Below are 17,879 nucleotides of genomic sequence, written 5' to 3'. Positions count from 1 at the left end.
TTTTAGGGGTTGGGAGTAAGAGTGTTTGAGAGTTTTAGGATTTTAGAGAAGGTAAGATTTGAGTGAGAGCGTTTTAGATTGTATGAGTGTAAAACTCTTGATTTTAAAGTCTGGTATCTGATGTCTAAAATCTAAAATTCTACCATTGACGATTGGCTACAATTGCTCATTATTCAGCGCATACGTTCTGAAATTCAGCATTTTTACTTTTCCTGAATCTAAAAGAAAAATCAGATTTTCTAAAATATTGTTTTTAGAATGGTAGTTGAGCTGTACAGAAAGCTCTTCGATCGTTGATGATTTTTTTGCCAATAGATTAATAATCTGTTGGGAAATATTTTTTCCGAAAATCGACTGTTTATTCTTTTCACAAACTGAACACTGACCACAGTTTTTTGTATTCTTTTCCCCAAAGTAGGCGAGGACAAGTTTCATTTTACAGTAATCATTATTTTCTATAAAAAACTTCATCTCTTCCCATTTCTGGATCTTATTCTTTTGGATATGTTCGAAAAGTTTCCAGTAGGCTGAATTGATCACTCTTTCATCACGCGGTTTCAGGAACTTAATGCTTGAGAGTGCTCCGTCTACATATTCCAGATAATTTTTCTGCTGAAGTTCTTTCAGCCGTTCTTTGATAAGAGGAACACTTATCCCGATCTTATTGCTTACCTGCTGTTCGCTGAACATTACCTTGTGTGTGGTAATTCCTGATATGGTACGAAGCAGAAGCTCTATGAAATAAGCATCTTTCTGTGGCAGCTGGTCTATTTCATCAGCATTAAAAAGTAATTCCAGTGAGGACAGGCTTTTGTTGTCGCTATGATAGATGATTTCCTGATTGTGGAGAAAGTTGAGCACATTGCTGATCTTTGCTTTTGACAGTCTGGTGAAATTCTGTATTCCCTGAACATTCAGTTGGAATACTTTTTCCGGCAGCTCATATTCTGCCACCTGGAAAATAGAGTAGAGGTAAGTAATGATCTTTAAAAATTCAACTTTATTGGGAATCTGGTTTTTTAAGATTTCGTCAAAATTAAGAAGTTCCTGCTTATTCCAGAGAAGGAATGCAAAACTGTCTTTTCCATCTCTTCCCGCCCGTCCGATTTCCTGATAATAGTTTTCCAGTGATGGTGCAGGAGAATAGTGGATCACAAAACGAACATTGTCCTTGTCTATCCCCATACCAAAAGCGTTGGTTGAGATCAGAACATGGCTGTCACTTTTATTCCAGATAGACTGCCTGGTATTTTTTTCCTTCGTGGTTAAACCTGCATGAAAATAATCTACGTTGTCGACGTGATTTTTTTTGAGGAATTCTGCCAGCATTTCTGCATCTTTCCTGGTTCTTACGTAAACAATCCCGGAATCATTATTGTGTTTTAAAATATCCAATACACGTTGGAATTTATCGGAAACTTCGTCCATAAACATCCTGATATTTTCTCTCTTAAAACTTTTTTGAAAGACGGTAGGTTTTTTCAGCTCCAGTTTATTTTTAATCTCTTCCAGCACTTTGGGAGTCGCCGTTGCCGTTAAGGCTAAACATGGAATCTTCGGATGGTTTTTTCGGAATTCTTTGATGTTTTGATAACTTGGTCTGAAATCCTGTCCCCATTCTGAAATACAATGCGCCTCATCTACGGCAATAAAGGAGAGTTGAATTTCTTCAATATTCTGTAAAAACTGGCTGTTGGTTAATCTTTCCGGCGATACATAGAGGAGCTTGGTAAGACCATCCTTGCAACGGTCATAGATGGATTCAGCATCATACTCATCCAGTTCGGAAGAGAGATATTCTGCTTCTATCCCCCGGTGTTTAAGCTGGCTTACCTGATCTTTCATTAAAGCAAGAAGAGGTGAGATTACGAGACAGGTTCCTTCCTTCAGTAAGGCAGGAAGCTGGTAACAGAGTGATTTTCCGGCACCGGTTGGCAACAGGACAAGGCTGTCATTTTCATTGATAACAGCATTAATGATTTCTTCCTGAGAATCTCTGAAATGATCATAGCCCCAAAAATATTTTAGGGTATCATATTTTAATTTCTGAAAATCCTGTTGAGAAATCATAGGGTAAAAGTAATAAAAGTATTACAACAAAAAAAGCCGTGCTGGGCACGGCTTTGATATATTTACTAAAAAGTTATTATTTAGCTTCGAAGTATACTCTTCTGTTGGCTCTGTTTTTCCATTCAGGGCACTTAGTAGCTGGTTCACATTCAGGATATTTAAGGTCTTTTTCACCTTTTCCTATTGCATTGATTTTTCCAGTCTGAACTCCGTTTTTGATCAGGTAGCTCTTAACATTATTTGCTCTTCTTTCAGAAAGTTTCTGGTTATAAGCATCAGTACCTCTTGTATCAGTAGCACCAATTACGCTATAAGAACCTGTTGAAGAATTAATATAGTTAACAGCGTTATTCAAGATTGGAGTGTTTGAAGGTAAAATTCTGTCAGAATTTAAATCAAACTCAATTCCTTCAAGTTTAGTTTCTGTTTCTACTACAGGTCCTGTAGTTGTTGTAGGACATCCGTTGTTTTCAACAGGTCCAGGAACAGTTACACACTTGTCGTAAAGGTCGATTACACCATCAAGGTCAGTATCAAGAGCAACACCAGCACCATCCACTCTTGCACCAGCAGGAGTATCAAGCTGTCTGTCCCAATCGTCACAAACTCCATCGTTATCAGCATCACCTTTTTTACATACTTCAATATCCTGGTTTTTGTTAGCCAAAACATCAAGTTTGTAATAGATTTCCTGAAGTGGGTCATGCCACATTAGGTGAGATTCGTGTTTTCCTAATTTCAATGTAATACCTAAAGTAGCATTGAAGAAGTTGTCAGATACCTGCTCTTCACGTTTGTTGATCGCACTGTATTTGTCACCTCCACCGTCGAATTCATCGTCACCGGTTACTACATACATTAGTCTACCTTCAAGATCTAATCTTCTGTTGATCTTATATTTTAAACCGGCACCAGCCTGCATAAACATTGATCCTAACTTGAATGGCTTAACTTCAGTAGCCAGTCTCTGTCCTTTAATGTCTTTCTGGTATGCTCTGTAAGCAATAGTACCTACACCTGCATACCCATGAAGTGCCCATCTGTAAGGAGAATGGTTGTCAACTCTTCTTAATAGATTAGAGAAATTGATATCTCCTAATAATGAGATCGCATCATACTGAGTTCTTGCACCTACGGCAGTAGCATCAGGAGCAGCATCTTTGGTATTAAACCATCCTTGTCTAGTTTCACCTCTGTCATATTGTAATTTTAAACCGAACGCATGTGTGATCGCTTTATCAATACTTACATAGGCTGAGTATCCAAAAAGGTTCTTCCCGTTACCGTTTTTGATAGAAGTTAAATCAGCCGATTGGATCAATGGTACACCAGCACCTGCTGAAATAGACCAATCGTTAAATCTTTTAGACTGATTAGTAAACGGAGAAACGTTGGCAGAACCAGAAGAAAATGTGTTTGGATATTCTCCAGTTGAAACTGCTGTTGAGTCTTGTGCGTAGCTGGCGGTAGGAATTGCCATTGCTAATGCAACAATTGCTAAACTTAATTTCATAGTGTATTTTTTTATTTTAGTTAATTAAATGATTTGTTATTTGTAATAAACAGTTTTAGGCTGTTTACTATTTTGTAGGACAACCGTTGTTTTCAACAGGCCCGGGAACCGTTACACACTTGTCATATAAATCTATAACACCGTCAAGATCCATATCCAGAGCTACACCGGCACCATCCACTCTTGCTCCTGCAGGAGTATCTAGCTGTCTGTCCCAGTCATCACATACGCCGTCATTATCTGCGTCGCCTTTTTCACATACAACCAGATCCTGAGATGCGTTTTCTAAAACGCTGGTTCTGTAATATGCTTCCTGAAGCGGGTCATGCCATGCCAGGTGAGATAATTGTTTTCCTAATTTGAAAGAAACTCCTAACGTCACAGTCCATGCATTATCAGATCTTGAATCGCTGATCATGTTGTACTTTGAGCCTGGAGTAGCTGGGTCGTAGTCGTTTGGATCGGCCCATCCGCCTCCGTCAAATTCATCATCGCCGCTTATGATATACATTGTTCTGGCTTCGATGTCAATAAGTCTGGAAACGTTGTACTTCATTCCTACTCCGAACTGGTAGAATAGAGAGTTAATATCGAAATCCTTTTTGATAAATAAAGGTACTCTTTTAGGGCTGTCACTCCATCTGTACTCATTTCCGTCATGCAGAGAAGTATTGTACCCTTGGAATCCAATTCCTGCATATCCGTGTAAAGCCCATCTGTAAGGAGAATGATTGTCAACTCTTCTCAATAAATTAGAAAAGTTGACGTCTCCCATCAAAGCAACCTGGTCAAATTTCGTAGTTGCTGTTCCAACGCCTGCTGCTGCTCCCGCTGCACCTCCTAGCTTTGCTTTTTGTTTTGTTTCACCTCTCTGATAGATAAGGCTCAATCCAAAAGCATGCGTGATCTGCTTGTCGACACTTACATAGGCATTATATCCCCAATTCACCTTTTTGTCATAAAAAGAGGTAAGATCGGAATGTGCCATAAATGCTGCACCTCCACCAACGGAAATAGACCAATCGTTGAAACGTCTGGACTTATTGTTGAATGGCTGTACGTTAGCGGAACCTGAAGAAAAGGTATTAGGATACTCGGTTGATGAGTTTACTGTGGTACTGTCCTGAGCATAAGCTGTGATAGGAAGTGCGGCCAATAATAATAAACCTAATTTCATACTGTATGTTTTATGTTTTATTTAGATAAAATCTTTCAATAATATTTTAGAAAATTCCCTTTCAAACAAATGTTTTTGATGGGGTATCTCCAATCTTTCAGATTTGAATTTCAAATCATTATATGTAATGATATCAATATCTATTATTCTATCGCTATAGCTTTCAGATGTTGATGAATCATTAATTCTTCCCATCCCCACTTCAATACCTTTAACAAAATCAAGCAATTGAATAGGCGAAAGATGCGTGAATATTACTGATGCAATATTACAAAAAATATTGGAACTAACAAATTCTACAGGTTCGGTTATTAAAAATTCGCTTATTTGTGATATCTTATTTCCGCGATCCCCGATCTTCTCTAAGGCGAGCTCTAAATTTTTTTTTTGATCTCCCAGGTTACTTCCTAGTAACAAAACTACCCTATGCTGCGACATATTAGAAAATTGATTGAATATATGAGAAGTTTCTTTAAAAATGTATTGGCAAATATAGTGGCTATTGTCCTATTATGTGCTGTATTTTTCATCTTTTTCATTATGATGCTTGTGTTTAGTTCCATGGGAAATGATAAATCTGCCGTTGTGAAAAAGAATTCTGTTCTTACAATAAATTTAAAAACCAATATTATTGACAGCCCTACAGAAGAAGAAATGGGACTGTTCAATATCAATAATAAGAGCAAGAGCGTTATGCTGTATGACGTTTTGGAAGCTATCAATAAAGCAAAGACGGATGATAACATTAAAGGGATAAGTATTGAAGCTGATGATCTGCATGCCGGAATGACTCAGATTGATGATATCAGGAATGCGATTGAAGATTTTAAGAAGAGTGGGAAATTTGTATATGCTTACGGAAATGCTGTATCACAGGCCTCTTATTATTTAGGATCTGTTGCCGATCAGTATTATCTTAATCCATCTGGAATGATAGAACTGAAGGGCTTAGCTACTGAAGTGACATTTTTTAAAGATTTTGCAGATAAATATGGTATCGGTATAGAAGTGATTCGTCACGGGAAATTCAAATCTGCAGTGGAACCGTTTTTAAGAAATGATATTTCTCCTGAAAATAAAGAGCAGCTAAGTACTCTTTTGAATGACATCTGGAAAAATACTTCGACGAAAATGGCTGTATCAAGAAAAATTGATACCGCGCAGTTCAGAACTGCTGTAGACAGTTTATACGGGATGATTCCTGAATTGGGGCTAAAATATAAACTTGCCGACAAGCTGATCCAGAAAACAGAATACGATGAGATGATCAAATCCAAGCTGAAACTTGAAGAAAAGGAAAAGCTTAATAAAGTATCATTGGCAGGATATATCAGTTCTTATGCTGACGAAGACAAATCCGGAGAGAAAGTGGCGATACTCTATGCTTCAGGAGGAATCAATAATGGTGACGGTTACAATGAGATCTATTCTGAAAAATATGTAAAATATATCAAAGACCTTCAGAATGATGATAAAGTGAAAGCCGTAGTATTCAGAATCAATTCTCCGGGTGGAAGTGCGAATGCTTCAGATGAAATTTTATTTGAACTGCAGCAGCTGAAAAAGAAAAAACCTTTAGTGGTTTCTTTTGGGGATTATGCAGCTTCCGGAGGGTATTATATTGCGATGGCAGCAGATAAGATCTACTCAGAACCGAATACCCTTACAGGTTCTATCGGAGTATTCGGAGTGATACCTTATTATAAGGATATAGCAAACAAAAACGGAATACGATCAGATATTGTTGCTACTAATGCCAATTCCCAGTATTATTCAGCTTTAAATGGCGTTTCACCTTACGGGGTAAATATGATCACCAGAAGTGTGGAAGGTACTTATAAAAGATTTGTACATTTTGTTACTCAAAACAGAAAACAAACTTTCGAGCAGATTGATAATATCGGAGGTGGAAGAGTATGGAGTGGGGTACGTGCCAAGCAGATAGGACTGGTAGACGAACTGGGGACATTAAATGATGCAGTGAAGTTTGCCGCACAGAAAGCGGGCTTAAAATCTTACCATACAAGTTCATATCCAAAAAGGATGACTCCTTTTGAGCAATTCTTCAAAGACCTTAATGAAGATGATATTTCAGCAAGAATCATTAAAAATAAAATAGGGAAATCCAATTATGAAATTCTTCAGCAGATCACAGATAAAAAGCTGCAGTCTGAAGTGAAAATGGAAATGCCTTACCAAATTAAAATCGACTAAATTAAATTATATTGTACAAAAAATCCCGGATCTGAATTTCAGATCCGGGATTTTGTTTTTTATCTGGAGTATCAGCTTTTCCTTGTAGCCATACCATATATCCAAAGAACAATTAATGCTCCTCCTATGGCTAATAGCATACTTCTGAAATCGAAACTGTCTACGGTTCCCCAGTGAAGAAGACTGCCTACAAATCCTCCTACGAAAGCTCCAACAATACCTAAGATGATCGTCATCAGCCAACCGCCGCCTTGTGTTCCCGGCATAATAAGTTTTGCAATTGCACCTGCGATAAGACCAAATATGATCCAAGTTAAAATTCCCATAGTTTTAAATTTTTAATTGTTAATAATGTTTGAAATTGTTATACTAATTTAAAGATAAATATGATAAAAATCATCTTTTCTTGAAAAAAGAGTCTACAAATTCTGTACCATTAAACAATTGAAGGTCCTGCATCTTTTCACCTACACCGATATATTTTACCGGAATCTGGAACTGATCTGATATTCCTATAACAACGCCTCCTTTGGCGGTTCCGTCTAGTTTTGTTACTGCTAAAGCATTCACTTCTGTGGCTGCTGTAAACTGTTTTGCCTGCTCAAAGGCATTCTGCCCTGTAGAACCGTCAAGAACCAGCAGGATCTCATGAGGTGCATCAGGAATCACTTTCTGCATCACCCTTTTGATCTTGGACAGCTCATTCATCAGGTTGATCTTGTTATGAAGCCTTCCTGCCGTATCTATGATCACTACATCTGCATTCTGCGCAACGGCGCTCTGTACCGTATCAAAAGCTACAGAAGCCGGATCTGAACCCATTTCCTGTTTTACGATGGGAACACCTACTCTTTGGCTCCAGATGACCAACTGGTCTACCGCTGCTGCCCTGAAGGTGTCAGCTGCTCCAAGAACCACATTTTTACCCTCCGATTTAAACTGGTGGGCTAATTTTCCAATGGTTGTGGTTTTTCCTACACCATTTACTCCGACTACCATGATGACATACGGTTTTTTTGAGGCGTCTATATTTCCTGTTCCTGCGTGAGGGTTTTCAAGAAGAAGTCCTGAGATCTCTTCACGAAGGATACCGTCAAGTTCACTTACATTTACATATTTATCACGGGCAACACGCTCTTCGATCCGCTCTATGATTTTAATGGTTGTGGAAGCGCCTACGTCAGAAGCAATCAGTATTTCTTCAAGATTATCCAGTACCTCATCATCTACTTTGCTTTTGCCGACTACGGCTTTCGTCATTTTTTCAAAGAAACCCTGGCTGGATTTTTCCAGACCTTTATCTAAGGTTTCCTTTTCTTCTTTTTTGAAAATATTTTTAAACCAGCTCATAGTTTATTCTATTTGTTTTTTATAACTGCCGTAGCTTCCACTTCTATCAGTACGTCATCTCGGAAAAGACGGCTAACTTCCACGAGGCTGCTCACGGGAGGATTTTCAAGGTTGATATATAAGTCACGGATTTTTCTAAAGTCCGGTGTTTTGGAAATATCAGTAATATAGATCACCAGTTTTATAATATCTTTTCCTGTAGCCCCATATTCTTTTAGGATACTTTCTATATTTTTAAAAACCTGCTGCGATTGCTTTTCCACATTGTTTCCTACCAGATTTCCGGCAGCATCCAGCGGAACCTGTCCAGACAGAAGAATCATTCGGGAATTTCCACAATCAATACTTGTTGATTGTGAAAGTCCTTTGATGGTAAAAACTTCTGCGGAGTTTTTATATTCTGCATTGCTCATCTTTTTCTGACCGAATGAAAATAGAAAAATTTCTGTGAAAACCAGAATAAGAATCTTTTTCATATTTGTGTATATTTTATTGATTAATAAACTGGTGAACAAAGATAACAAAAAAACTACCCAAAATATGAGTAGTTTTTTATATTGTAAATAAAGTGGAGATTATTTCTTCAAATAACCGTCTACTTCGTCTGCATTCATTACTTTTTCTTCGAAAACGTAAGCACCTGACTTAGATGACTTAACCATTTTCACAACTTTTGTCATTTTTTTTGACTGACCGCTTTGTAGGGTTGCTACTACTTTCTTTGCCATGGTAAATTATATTTTATAAATTACTTGATTTCTTTGTGAAGGGTAGATCTTTTAAGAACAGGATTATACTTTTTAAGCTCTAATCTCTCTGTAGTGTTCTTTTTATTTTTAGTAGAAATGTATCTAGACATTCCCGGCATACCACTTTCTTTGTGCTCTGTACATTCAAGGATTACTTGAACTCTGTTTCCTTTTTTTGCCATGATTTATTAATTCTTTTTAATCAATCCGTTTCTAGTAGCTCTTTCAATAGCTTCCTCGATTCCAATCTTGTTAATCACTCTCAATCCATGAGCTGATACTTTCAGTGTTACGTGCTTATCTTGCTCCGGAAGGTAAAATTTCTTCTCTAATAAGTTAATTTCAAAACGACGCTTCGTTTTGTTATTAGCGTGAGAAACGTTGTTACCAACCATTGCACGCTTTCCTGTTATTTGGCAAATTCTTGACATATCTCGATGTTCTTATTTGTATAATATTTGAGAGTGCAAAATAACAAAGAATTTTTTATATAGGCAAATCTTTTGGAAAATATTTACAAATAACTGACTGATTAATAATCATGATTTTTAAAATAAAATAAATTCCGAAACAGGCTGAGGCAAGTGACTGATATATTTCATGCAAGCTTTCTTTCAAAAGGAGATTTGAATATTCTATCTTTGTTTTTAATTAATCTAAATAAAAATAACATGAAGAAAATCTGTATTCTTTTATCTATGGTTCCCGTTACGTTGTCGGCTCAGGACTATATTGAAGTTCAGTCAGATATCAAGAATTTCTATTACGGAGCAGCCCATGTTGCGGATATGGATAACGACGGAAAACCGGATGTGGTAATCAACGGAGCTGTTGATGCGGATAATGATGGAAGCGTAGATACCTCTTTTAATGAAGTATACAGAAATGAAGGAACTTCACTGGTCCCGTATGCTAATCTTGGAGTAGATGCGACCCACCTTGGAGATATTAAATTCATGGATTTTAATAATGATGGCCTTCTGGATATTATTTCTACCGGGTTGAGTTATAATGATATTGTCAACTACAAACATTACCGGTTTCGTAATACAGGAACGGGCTTTGTGAAAGAAGCTGATCTTGCCGGAAAGATTTACGGATCTCTGGAAGCTTTTGATTTTAATAATGATGGTAAAATAGATTATGCGGTCAATGGAACGCAATACATAGAAGGAGTTGGTTTCTGGAATAACCTCGATTTTTACAAGAATACAGGCGCCGACTTCGATATTTTTAAAGGTTGGCAGCCGGGAACTCAAAACGGAAGTTTCAAATTCGTAGACCTTAATAATGATAATCTATTGGATCTTATTATTTTAGGAGTTGCCCAAGGTGATATTCCAATTTTTAAGGTTTATCTGAACCAGACCGGAACGCTTACGCTTTCACAGGATTTTACTGCATTGACAAGTGGAAAAATTGATTTTGCAGACTTTAATGCAGATGGTTACCAGGATATCGTGGTTACAGGCCAGGATGACAGCTATTCAGGATATCTTGCGGTTCTTATGAATGACGGAACCGGACACCTGACCGTACAACAGATCAACGTTTCGGAAATTGCAGATTCCTCGGTAGCTACCGGTGATGTGAATAATGACGGATACTATGATTTTATGATTTCCGGAAACGATGATAATAATGACGCGGTAGTAAAAACATTCCTATATAATCCTTCGACTCAAAATTTTACTGAAAATATACCAACAGGACTGCATACTTTAGGAGGTCCGGGTTTTGTGAATTTACTTGACTTTGACAATGACAACCGTCTGGATGTTCTATTGGCCGGATTTGATTGGGCAGATCCGGATATGCCTTCACTTACCAAAATTTTCAAAAATACTTCTACTGAAGTTAATCTGAAACCTGTACCTCCTGCAGTTCTTAATGTAACAAAATCAGGAAACCGATTTAATTTCTCATGGAGCGGTGCTTCTGATGATAAAACACCTGTGAATGCCCTGCGTTATGAGATCAATGTAGGATCTTCCCCCGGATCCGGTAATATTGCTAAATATATTGTAACGACTCCATCATGGTTCCTGGACCTTGATTCCTCTGTTCAGAATGTTTACTGGAGTGTAAGGTCCATAGATGCTTCAAAGGTGTATTCTGATGCTTCCATACAAAGCACATTGGGAACACATGACGTGCGCATAGACAGCCAGCTGTCGGTTTATCCGAATCCGGCCTCAGAAAAAGTCTTCATCAGGGGCGAAAAAGTTTCAGATGCTGAAATGTATGCGGCAGACGGAAGAAAGATGAATATCAGTCTTAATAGCGACCAATCTATCAATATCTCACATCTTACAAAAGGAACCTATCTTTTAAAACTGAAAATAAAAAACGAAATAACCACCAAAAAACTCATTATTAAATAATTGATAGTTCATTTAATGAGAAAAGCCAGTCGTCCAGCTGGCTTTTCTATTTTTTTTGCAATGTAGGCGAAATAAATGGTTACAATTAGTAGTGTTCATTTTCATTCTGAGGAAGTAAAGGTGAGATATTAGACCTTACACCATTCACTATAGTTCCGGCCTGGAGGAGATCTTCCGAACCATTTAATAAGCTGTACGGAAATATGAGCTGAGGAGCAGATAATTCATTCAATAGCTGTATTTCTTCAGGGTAAAGTTCCAGTTTTGTAGCCTTTATATTCTGTTGTAATTGTTCTAATGTTCGTGCTCCAACCAAAGTGGATGTAACTCCTTTCTGCTGCATTACCCATGAAATAGCGACTGCTGAAACCGGGACGTTTCGGTCTTTTGCAATGAGCGTTAATTGATCGATAATTTCGTATGCTTTTTCAGAAAGTTCCCGGCCGTTCCTGGTTTCGTTTCTGGCACTTAACTTTTCCCCCTTATTTTTTCTTGTATATTTACCGCTCAATACCCCTTCTTTTAAAGGTGACCAGGGTATTACACCCAGCCCCATCTCCAAAGCCATGGGGATCAATTCCATTTCTACCGATCTTTCCAGTAATGAATATTCTAATTGCAAACCTATAAATGCGGGCCAGTGGTGAAATTCTGAAAGCATTTGGGCTTGTGCAATTTTCCATGCCGGAACATCGGAGACAGCGATATATCTTACTTTTCCGGTGCTTACCATATCCTTTAAAGCAGAAAGAGTTTCCTCTATCGGGGTGTGGGGGTCAAAGGCATGAAGCCAATAGACATCAATATAATCGGTTTGTAATCTCTTTAAAGAATTTTCCAGTGACTGAATGATGCTTTTTCTGCCTGCGCCTCCACCGTTGGCGTCATAAGGATACATATTTCCCCAAAACTTTGTAGAAATAACCAACGAATCCCTGCGGACAGATTTCCCTGATAAAAAATCTCCAATAATCTTTTCAGAATGGCCTTTGGTGTAAATGTTGGCTGTGTCTATCACATTTCCACCGTTCTCTATATATGTGTTCAGTATTTTGTGAGCATCGGCAGGGTGGGTTCCCCAGCCCCAATCTTCTCCAAAGGTCATTGTTCCTAATGTAAGTGGGCTGATACGCAGCCCTGACTTTCCTAATGTTCTGTAATCTGATAAACTCATAAGATCATCTTTAATATTAACTACAGCAAAATTAGAAATAACAGTAGCAGATGGATATCCGCAATCAAACAGACTCTATCTAAAATCAATCAATATTAGTTTTTTTCTAACAAGTTCAGTACATTGGTATTGTGAAAAACCTGAATGAAGTAATTGACTTTTACAAAAAGAAAAATCTGAATATTCCTGATCTTTTTCAATGGGGAACAGGGTATTTTGATGTAATGAAAATTGATACCATAGCCAAAAGGGATGAAGCTATTTCCTTGCTGTCATTTTCCAGGAAAAGCCTCTACAAAATAAAATTGGTAAAGGGAAAATGCAAATGCCATTATGCAGATAGAACAATTGAAATTGATAACTATGCTTTGATTTTTGTTAATCCTATGATTCTTTTTTTACTTGAAGAAATGCAAGAGCCCGTAAAAGAATACTTCTGTATTTTTAATGACGATTTCTTTAATAATTTTGGAAATATCAGAGATTATTCTGTTTTTCAAAACCACGAGAATAATGTATTTAAGCTGCCAGAAGAAGTGTATGATGAGTTTACAGCAATTCTGGACCGGATGAAAAAAGAACTTTCTTCAAACTATGAATATAAATTTGATGCTGTTCGGAATCTGGTTTATGAGCTTATTCATAAAGCAATGAAAATGAGAGGCAGCCACTCTAAAATTCCCAGGGTATCTGGTGCCGATAAAAGAATAACGTTGCTTTTTGAAGAATTGCTGGCCCTGCAATTTCCCTTGCACTCAACTTCTGATCATATTAAACTTAAAAAGCCAAAAGATTTTGCGGAGCAGCTTTCGATATCAATTAATCATTTAAATAAGGCCGTTAAACATATCCGTAATCAAACGACTTCAGAAATCCTTACCGAGAGGGTGTTGCAGGAAGCTAAAATATTACTGAAAATTACTGATTGGTCAGTTTCAGAAATTGCTTATTCATTAGGTTATGAAACACCGTCAAGATTTATTTATACTTTTCGTAAAAATATTGGTGTACCGCCTTTAGTCTACAGGGCTGAGCATATCTAATAGGTTATATTTTTATTATTTAAAAGAATTTTATGCTTTCTTAGTTTTACTCCTGAATTTTTCAATCAAAAAGTAAAACAGTAAAAAGCCTAACGCAAATATGGAAAATCTAGACAGCAAGTCTCCGGCTCTTGTATAAAAAGTCATTGTTTCATACAGGTTTACCTTTGCAAACAGGGTGGTCTGATCACCATAAAAGGTGTCAGCAGTCACTTCTCCTTTTGTATTGATATGAGCTGATATTCCACTGTTGGCTGCACGTACAATCTCCCTTCTGGTTTCAATAGCCCTCAGTTTTGCATAAGAAAGTAGCTGCTTATGGCCTTCCGTAACGCCCCACCAGGAATCGTTCGTCATGATGCCCAGGAAATTGGCTCCTTTTTTCACATAATCTGTTGTAAATTCACCATAGATGCTTTCGTAGCAGATGATAGGTGCCATTCTTCCTTTGTTGTAAGGATTAGAAAAAGCTTTTCTCTCCTTGTCTATACCAAGAGAGGCAACGGTTCCGCCCAGGTTGATCATAGCATCACCAAGAAGAGGTTTTAAAACACTCATATACGGGAAGATCTCAACCCCAGGCACCAATTTTCCTTTATGATAGACCTGGATCTGCTCTTGCGGTGCAATCTGAATCGCTGTATTATAACTTTCTACCCAAAGTCCCGGATTGATTTCATAAGCTTCTTTCGGCAGGTTTTCCTGGCTTTTATAAAAACGGTGGGATGAGATTCCCGTTGCAAATACAGCACCCGGATGATTTGATAAAAAGCCTTTGACATTATTTAAAAGCACACTCTTATCAAAAGCAGTCTCAGAAATAGAGCCTCTGCCCGGAAGAGCTGTTTCGGGAGCAATATAATAATCTATTTTTCCTTTTGAATTGTTTTCTGCCAAAGTCAACAGGTCGTTGGCAATGGTAATGCTGTCTTTGGAATATTTTTCAGCATAAGGATCCAGGTCCGGCTGCAACATCAGTACATTCACTTGTCCGGATGGTTTATCATCAAAACTGTTATATTTTACCAATGAAATAATCATCGGAAGAATGATCAAAGCAGCTACAATAGATACGTTTCTGATCAGATCCTTTCTCTTTCTTCCTGCCTCCCAGGTTCTTAAAGTGTAGAATATTAAAACATTAACGCCTAAAATCCAAAAACTTCCGCCAGTCGCTCCCAAAGTATCATACCATTGGATCAGCTTGGGATAATCTGAAAATACATTTCCTAAATTCAGCCACGGCCATGTCAGTTCCCAGTTCAGGTGGAATTTTTCAAAGCTCATCCAGATGGCGATCAGAAATCCCAATCCCCAATAAGTTCCCTGTGCATTTTTGTACCAATGATAACATTGGAAAACAAGCGAATACAGAAAAGAGTTCACCAGAACCGGAAACACCACTGCCATCATCGAATGGCTTCCGTCCGGATTTTTTGAACCGTACAGCCAACCCGTGGTCACTATATTCCATATGACAAAACAAAGATAGGAGAGTCCGAAAACCATCCAGCTTTTCCTTTGGTAAGTTGAAAACTTTGATATTCCGTGTTCCATCATCAGAAGAGGAACAAGGGCAAAGAATATAAAGAACGGAACTCCGTAAGTAGGCCACGAAACAGACAGCAGCATCGCTGAAATGAGCGTAAGTAAAAGGTATTTCATTAAATTAATTTAATACACAAATTTAATCTTTTTGAAATGAATAAATTTGCATCTGATGTTAAAGAAATTTTATAAAATCATTATTGGTCCGTATACAGTATTCCTGCTTTATCTTATGTTTTTAGGAATGGGCAGGTTTCAGTATGAAGATAACCTCATCACGGTGGAACCTGTTTTTTCTACTATTCAATTTATCCGCAATACTATTGACTGGAGGGTAATCATCATAATTGTACTGGGTAATATCGTGATGTTTCTTCCATTCGGTTTTTTGGGTTGGGTATTTCCTCAGCTTAAAGATCTGAAAAAGCTTTTATATGCTTTTGTTTCTGCTATAATCATCGTTGAAGCGCTCCAGTACTTTACCAGAATGGGAATATTTGAGGTAGATGATATTATTCTTAATACTTTCGGGGTTTATCTTGGATGGCTGATGCGGAGATTTACCGAAAAAAAATTAGCCATTTAGTTCTTTAGCTCTTTTTTCAGCATTTAAAATTCCGTTTTTTAAAATTTCTTTAAAATTTTGATCTTCAAATGTTTTTAAGGCAGCTTCAGTGGTTCCTCCTTTGGATGCAACATCTTTAATGAGTTCCTCAAGACTTTTGTCCGAATTGTTAATGAGATGGTAAGCGCCCAGCATTGTCTGTTTTACAAAAAGTTGTGAAAGATTTTCCTCGATGCCCATTTCAACACCTGCCTTGATCATAGCATCAATAATATAATAAAAATAAGCCGGTCCGCTTCCTGAAAGTGCGGTAACGCCATCCAGAAGATTTTCATCCTCCAGATATACAGATCTTCCGGTGCTGTTCAGGAGTCTTTCAATATTAATAAGCTGGCTGAAAGAAATACCTTCTGCAGCCGTATAACCGGTGATTCCCATTCCCAGAAGGGTAGGAGAGTTCGGCATAGCTCTTACAACCAGACGATGATTTAATAAATTTTGAATCTTTCCGATATTGATCCCTGCCATGATAGATAGGATCATCTGATTCTCTTTCAATATAAATTGGAAGCTCTGGGCAACATGCTGAAAATCCTGAGGCTTTACAGCAATGATAATAAGATCGGCATCCAGCTCCTTCGTTTCTTCAAAAGTAGAAATTTTAGATTTTGGAAAGTCTTCGGCTATTTTAGAGATCTTAGACTGATTTCTTATGATGAGGTGAAGATGTTCCGGCTTGATCAGCTCATATTTTAAAAATGATTTTGAAAAGGAAAGGCCCATATTGCCGGCACCCAGAATAGCGATTTTCATATTTTCGTGTTTTAATGAAAAATAATTTTAGCTAAAATAGAGAATTATTCTTGTTCCAATGGAAATTCCGGATGTTTCATTTTGTATTCTGTTTCAGAAAATGACTTAAAGACGAGAGTCTGTTTCTTTTTGCAGATACTCACAATACCTTAAAAAACTCGTTGAATAAGATTTAAAGATAAGCCTATTTATCTTCTAAAGGTAGTGTATTAACGAAACATCATATTATAAACTATAAAAATTGGTGTTGTATCGGAAGAATTTATATAATATTTACCTCCCTTTCCAGATCTATACCGAACTTTTCTTTTACGGAACTGATAATTTCTGTAGAAAAATCATAAATTTCTTTTCCGGTAGCATTTCCGGTAGCATTCACGATTACCAGTGCCTGAAGCTGATGGGAAGCTACATTTCCAATCTGTTTTCCCTTCCATCCGCATTGTTCGATCAGCCAGCCAGCCGGTACTTTTACGGAGTCTCCATTCGGATAACCTGGGATATTTTCAAAATTTTGTTTTAAACCTTCAAACTGGGTAAGGGGAATAGTCGGATTTTTAAAGAAGCTTCCCGCATTTCCAGTTACCTTAGGATCTGGCAGTTTGCTCTGCCTGATATTGATCACTGCTTTAGAGATATCCTGAATCGTAGGATGAGTAATTCCTAAATTTTCCAGTTCAGTTTTTATTGCTCCGTATTCTGTTTTGATGTGGTGATCTTTCTTCGTCAATTTAAAAGTAACTTCCAGAATCACATATCTGCCTTTTCCTTCCTGCTTAAAGATAGAATCCCTATAACCGAATCTGCATTCCCCGAGATCAAAAATCCTAAGCTCAAGGTTTTCAAGATCCAAAACCATACAGCTTACAAAAACATCTTTTATTTCCGTTCCGTAAGCTCCGATATTCTGCATCGGTGAAGTGCCTACATTTCCGGGGATCAAAGAAAGATTTTCCAGTCCGCCATAATTGTGTTCAAGGCTGTACATTACGAATTCATGCCAGTTTTCCCCTGCTTTTGCCGTTACCAGAACTTCATTTTCATTAAGGTGTTCTTCAGAAATTCCTTTTAAACTGAGCTTAATAGCAAGACCGTTAAAATCCTTTGTGAAAAGAATATTGCTTCCGCCACCCAAAAACAGAACAGAAAGTCCATGATCTTTTGAGTAATTGACTGCGTTCTTCAGTTCTTCAATAGTTTCTGCTTCAGTAAAATATTTTGCTTTGACGTCAACGCCAAATGTATTGTAGGATTTTAAGGAAAAATTTTCTTGCATGAT

Annotated in this window: 18 protein-coding genes; 4 read left to right on the top strand and 14 right to left on the bottom strand. The window is 37.5% G+C overall.

Annotated elements, in window-relative coordinates; genetic code table 11:
* Window positions 1-156 precede the first annotated feature (156 nt).
* From QF044_RS14345 to folK, 4 genes are all read right to left on the bottom strand, one after another.
* On the bottom strand, window positions 157-2,070 hold the full coding sequence (locus QF044_RS14345) for an ATP-dependent DNA helicase RecQ (RefSeq protein WP_307268590.1): 1,914 nt from the start codon (window positions 2,068-2,070) through the stop codon (window positions 157-159).
* Window positions 2,071-2,146: 76 nt separating this feature from the next.
* A complete protein-coding gene (locus QF044_RS14340; protein ID WP_307268587.1) occupies window positions 2,147-3,583 on the bottom strand; it encodes an OmpA family protein in 1,437 nt (478 codons plus the stop codon).
* A gap of 67 nt (window positions 3,584-3,650) precedes the next feature.
* Window positions 3,651-4,760: an OmpA family protein gene (locus QF044_RS14335; protein ID WP_307268585.1), complete on the bottom strand. Its 1,110-nt coding sequence runs from the start codon at window positions 4,758-4,760 to the stop codon at window positions 3,651-3,653.
* A 21-nt stretch (window positions 4,761-4,781) separates the two neighbouring features.
* Window positions 4,782-5,198 carry a 2-amino-4-hydroxy-6-hydroxymethyldihydropteridine diphosphokinase gene (gene folK, locus QF044_RS14330; protein ID WP_307268583.1) on the bottom strand — a complete coding sequence of 139 codons (417 nt, stop codon included), beginning with the start codon at window positions 5,196-5,198 and terminating at the stop codon, window positions 4,782-4,784.
* A 21-nt stretch (window positions 5,199-5,219) separates the two neighbouring features.
* On the opposite strand from folK, the gene sppA reads away from it, so the two are divergent.
* Window positions 5,220-6,974 (top strand): signal peptide peptidase SppA, encoded by a 1,755-nt coding sequence (sppA, locus tag QF044_RS14325; RefSeq protein ID WP_307272038.1) that lies wholly within the window; start codon window positions 5,220-5,222, stop codon window positions 6,972-6,974.
* A gap of 71 nt (window positions 6,975-7,045) precedes the next feature.
* On the opposite strand, the gene QF044_RS14320 is transcribed toward sppA, so the two are convergent.
* The 6 genes from QF044_RS14320 to rpmB form a co-directional block, all read right to left on the bottom strand.
* The gene (locus tag QF044_RS14320; RefSeq protein ID WP_307268580.1) at window positions 7,046-7,300 is read right to left on the bottom strand and encodes a GlsB/YeaQ/YmgE family stress response membrane protein; all 255 of its coding nucleotides are present in this window, start codon (window positions 7,298-7,300) and stop codon (window positions 7,046-7,048) included.
* Between the two features lie 70 nt (window positions 7,301-7,370).
* The gene (gene ftsY / locus QF044_RS14315) at window positions 7,371-8,324 is read right to left on the bottom strand and encodes a signal recognition particle-docking protein FtsY (protein ID WP_307268577.1); all 954 of its coding nucleotides are present in this window, start codon (window positions 8,322-8,324) and stop codon (window positions 7,371-7,373) included.
* An 8-nt stretch (window positions 8,325-8,332) separates the two neighbouring features.
* Window positions 8,333-8,800 carry a RidA family protein gene (locus QF044_RS14310; protein ID WP_307268574.1) on the bottom strand — a complete coding sequence of 156 codons (468 nt, stop codon included), beginning with the start codon at window positions 8,798-8,800 and terminating at the stop codon, window positions 8,333-8,335.
* A 99-nt stretch (window positions 8,801-8,899) separates the two neighbouring features.
* Window positions 8,900-9,052 (bottom strand): DUF4295 domain-containing protein, encoded by a 153-nt coding sequence (locus tag QF044_RS14305; RefSeq protein WP_002976755.1) that lies wholly within the window; start codon window positions 9,050-9,052, stop codon window positions 8,900-8,902.
* Between the two features lie 20 nt (window positions 9,053-9,072).
* On the bottom strand, window positions 9,073-9,255 hold the full coding sequence (gene rpmG / locus QF044_RS14300) for a 50S ribosomal protein L33 (protein WP_027373683.1): 183 nt from the start codon (window positions 9,253-9,255) through the stop codon (window positions 9,073-9,075).
* Window positions 9,256-9,261: 6 nt separating this feature from the next.
* Complete coding sequence (rpmB, locus tag QF044_RS14295; protein WP_002976757.1) at window positions 9,262-9,504, bottom strand: 50S ribosomal protein L28; 243 nt, start codon at window positions 9,502-9,504, stop codon at window positions 9,262-9,264.
* 240 nt (window positions 9,505-9,744) lie between these two features.
* On the opposite strand from rpmB, the gene QF044_RS14290 reads away from it, so the two are divergent.
* Window positions 9,745-11,457, top strand: coding sequence for a T9SS type A sorting domain-containing protein (locus tag QF044_RS14290; RefSeq protein ID WP_307268548.1), 1,713 nt, complete (start codon window positions 9,745-9,747; stop codon window positions 11,455-11,457).
* An 85-nt stretch (window positions 11,458-11,542) separates the two neighbouring features.
* Here the strand turns inward: QF044_RS14290 and QF044_RS14285 are convergent, their stop codons facing one another.
* Window positions 11,543-12,631, bottom strand: coding sequence for an aldo/keto reductase (locus QF044_RS14285; protein ID WP_307268546.1), 1,089 nt, complete (start codon window positions 12,629-12,631; stop codon window positions 11,543-11,545).
* 131 nt (window positions 12,632-12,762) lie between these two features.
* On the opposite strand from QF044_RS14285, the gene QF044_RS14280 reads away from it, so the two are divergent.
* The gene (locus QF044_RS14280; RefSeq protein WP_307268543.1) at window positions 12,763-13,674 is read left to right on the top strand and encodes an AraC family transcriptional regulator; all 912 of its coding nucleotides are present in this window, start codon (window positions 12,763-12,765) and stop codon (window positions 13,672-13,674) included.
* Between the two features lie 30 nt (window positions 13,675-13,704).
* On the opposite strand, the gene lnt is transcribed toward QF044_RS14280, so the two are convergent.
* A complete protein-coding gene (gene lnt, locus QF044_RS14275; protein WP_307268541.1) occupies window positions 13,705-15,339 on the bottom strand; it encodes an apolipoprotein N-acyltransferase in 1,635 nt (544 codons plus the stop codon).
* Between the two features lie 55 nt (window positions 15,340-15,394).
* Here lnt and QF044_RS14270 point away from each other — a divergent pair, with 55 nt between their 5' ends.
* Window positions 15,395-15,808 (top strand): VanZ family protein, encoded by a 414-nt coding sequence (locus tag QF044_RS14270; RefSeq protein ID WP_307268539.1) that lies wholly within the window; start codon window positions 15,395-15,397, stop codon window positions 15,806-15,808.
* On the opposite strand, the gene proC is transcribed toward QF044_RS14270, so the two are convergent.
* Window positions 15,797-16,600 (bottom strand): pyrroline-5-carboxylate reductase, encoded by an 804-nt coding sequence (proC, locus tag QF044_RS14265; RefSeq protein ID WP_307268536.1) that lies wholly within the window; start codon window positions 16,598-16,600, stop codon window positions 15,797-15,799. The genes QF044_RS14270 and proC overlap by 12 nt on opposite strands.
* Before the next feature lie 262 nt (window positions 16,601-16,862).
* Window positions 16,863-17,876: a UDP-N-acetylmuramate dehydrogenase gene (gene murB, locus QF044_RS14260; protein ID WP_307268535.1), complete on the bottom strand. Its 1,014-nt coding sequence runs from the start codon at window positions 17,874-17,876 to the stop codon at window positions 16,863-16,865.
* Window positions 17,877-17,879: the final 3 nt, after the last annotated feature.

Origin of the sequence: Chryseobacterium sp. W4I1, from assembly GCF_030816115.1 — a bacterium.
In the GTDB taxonomy this organism is placed as follows: Bacteria; Bacteroidota; Bacteroidia; order Flavobacteriales; family Weeksellaceae; genus Chryseobacterium.
Note: the sequence above shows the minus strand (reverse complement) of the source record. Positions and strands in the feature narration are given on the sequence as shown.

What these genes read in the sequence shown, in the direction of transcription:
- QF044_RS14290 (WP_307268548.1), top strand. Translation starts at nt 9,745, where the DNA reads ATGAAGAAAATCTGTATTCTTTTATCTATGGTTCCCGTTACGTTGTCG.
- QF044_RS14335 (WP_307268585.1), bottom strand. Translation starts at nt 4,760, where the DNA reads ATGAAATTAGGTTTATTATTATTGGCCGCACTTCCTATCACAGCTTAT.
- folK (WP_307268583.1), bottom strand. Translation starts at nt 5,198, where the DNA reads ATGTCGCAGCATAGGGTAGTTTTGTTACTAGGAAGTAACCTGGGAGAT.
- sppA (WP_307272038.1), top strand. Translation starts at nt 5,220, where the DNA reads ATGAGAAGTTTCTTTAAAAATGTATTGGCAAATATAGTGGCTATTGTC.
- QF044_RS14345 (WP_307268590.1), bottom strand. Translation starts at nt 2,070, where the DNA reads ATGATTTCTCAACAGGATTTTCAGAAATTAAAATATGATACCCTAAAA.
- QF044_RS14310 (WP_307268574.1), bottom strand. Translation starts at nt 8,800, where the DNA reads ATGAAAAAGATTCTTATTCTGGTTTTCACAGAAATTTTTCTATTTTCA.
- QF044_RS14270 (WP_307268539.1), top strand. Translation starts at nt 15,395, where the DNA reads ATGTTAAAGAAATTTTATAAAATCATTATTGGTCCGTATACAGTATTC.
- lnt (WP_307268541.1), bottom strand. Translation starts at nt 15,339, where the DNA reads ATGAAATACCTTTTACTTACGCTCATTTCAGCGATGCTGCTGTCTGTT.
- proC (WP_307268536.1), bottom strand. Translation starts at nt 16,600, where the DNA reads ATGAAAATCGCTATTCTGGGTGCCGGCAATATGGGCCTTTCCTTTTCA.
- rpmG (WP_027373683.1), bottom strand. Translation starts at nt 9,255, where the DNA reads ATGGCAAAAAAAGGAAACAGAGTTCAAGTAATCCTTGAATGTACAGAG.
- murB (WP_307268535.1), bottom strand. Translation starts at nt 17,876, where the DNA reads ATGCAAGAAAATTTTTCCTTAAAATCCTACAATACATTTGGCGTTGAC.
- rpmB (WP_002976757.1), bottom strand. Translation starts at nt 9,504, where the DNA reads ATGTCAAGAATTTGCCAAATAACAGGAAAGCGTGCAATGGTTGGTAAC.
- ftsY (WP_307268577.1), bottom strand. Translation starts at nt 8,324, where the DNA reads ATGAGCTGGTTTAAAAATATTTTCAAAAAAGAAGAAAAGGAAACCTTA.
- QF044_RS14285 (WP_307268546.1), bottom strand. Translation starts at nt 12,631, where the DNA reads ATGAGTTTATCAGATTACAGAACATTAGGAAAGTCAGGGCTGCGTATC.
- QF044_RS14320 (WP_307268580.1), bottom strand. Translation starts at nt 7,300, where the DNA reads ATGGGAATTTTAACTTGGATCATATTTGGTCTTATCGCAGGTGCAATT.
- QF044_RS14340 (WP_307268587.1), bottom strand. Translation starts at nt 3,583, where the DNA reads ATGAAATTAAGTTTAGCAATTGTTGCATTAGCAATGGCAATTCCTACC.
- QF044_RS14305 (WP_002976755.1), bottom strand. Translation starts at nt 9,052, where the DNA reads ATGGCAAAGAAAGTAGTAGCAACCCTACAAAGCGGTCAGTCAAAAAAA.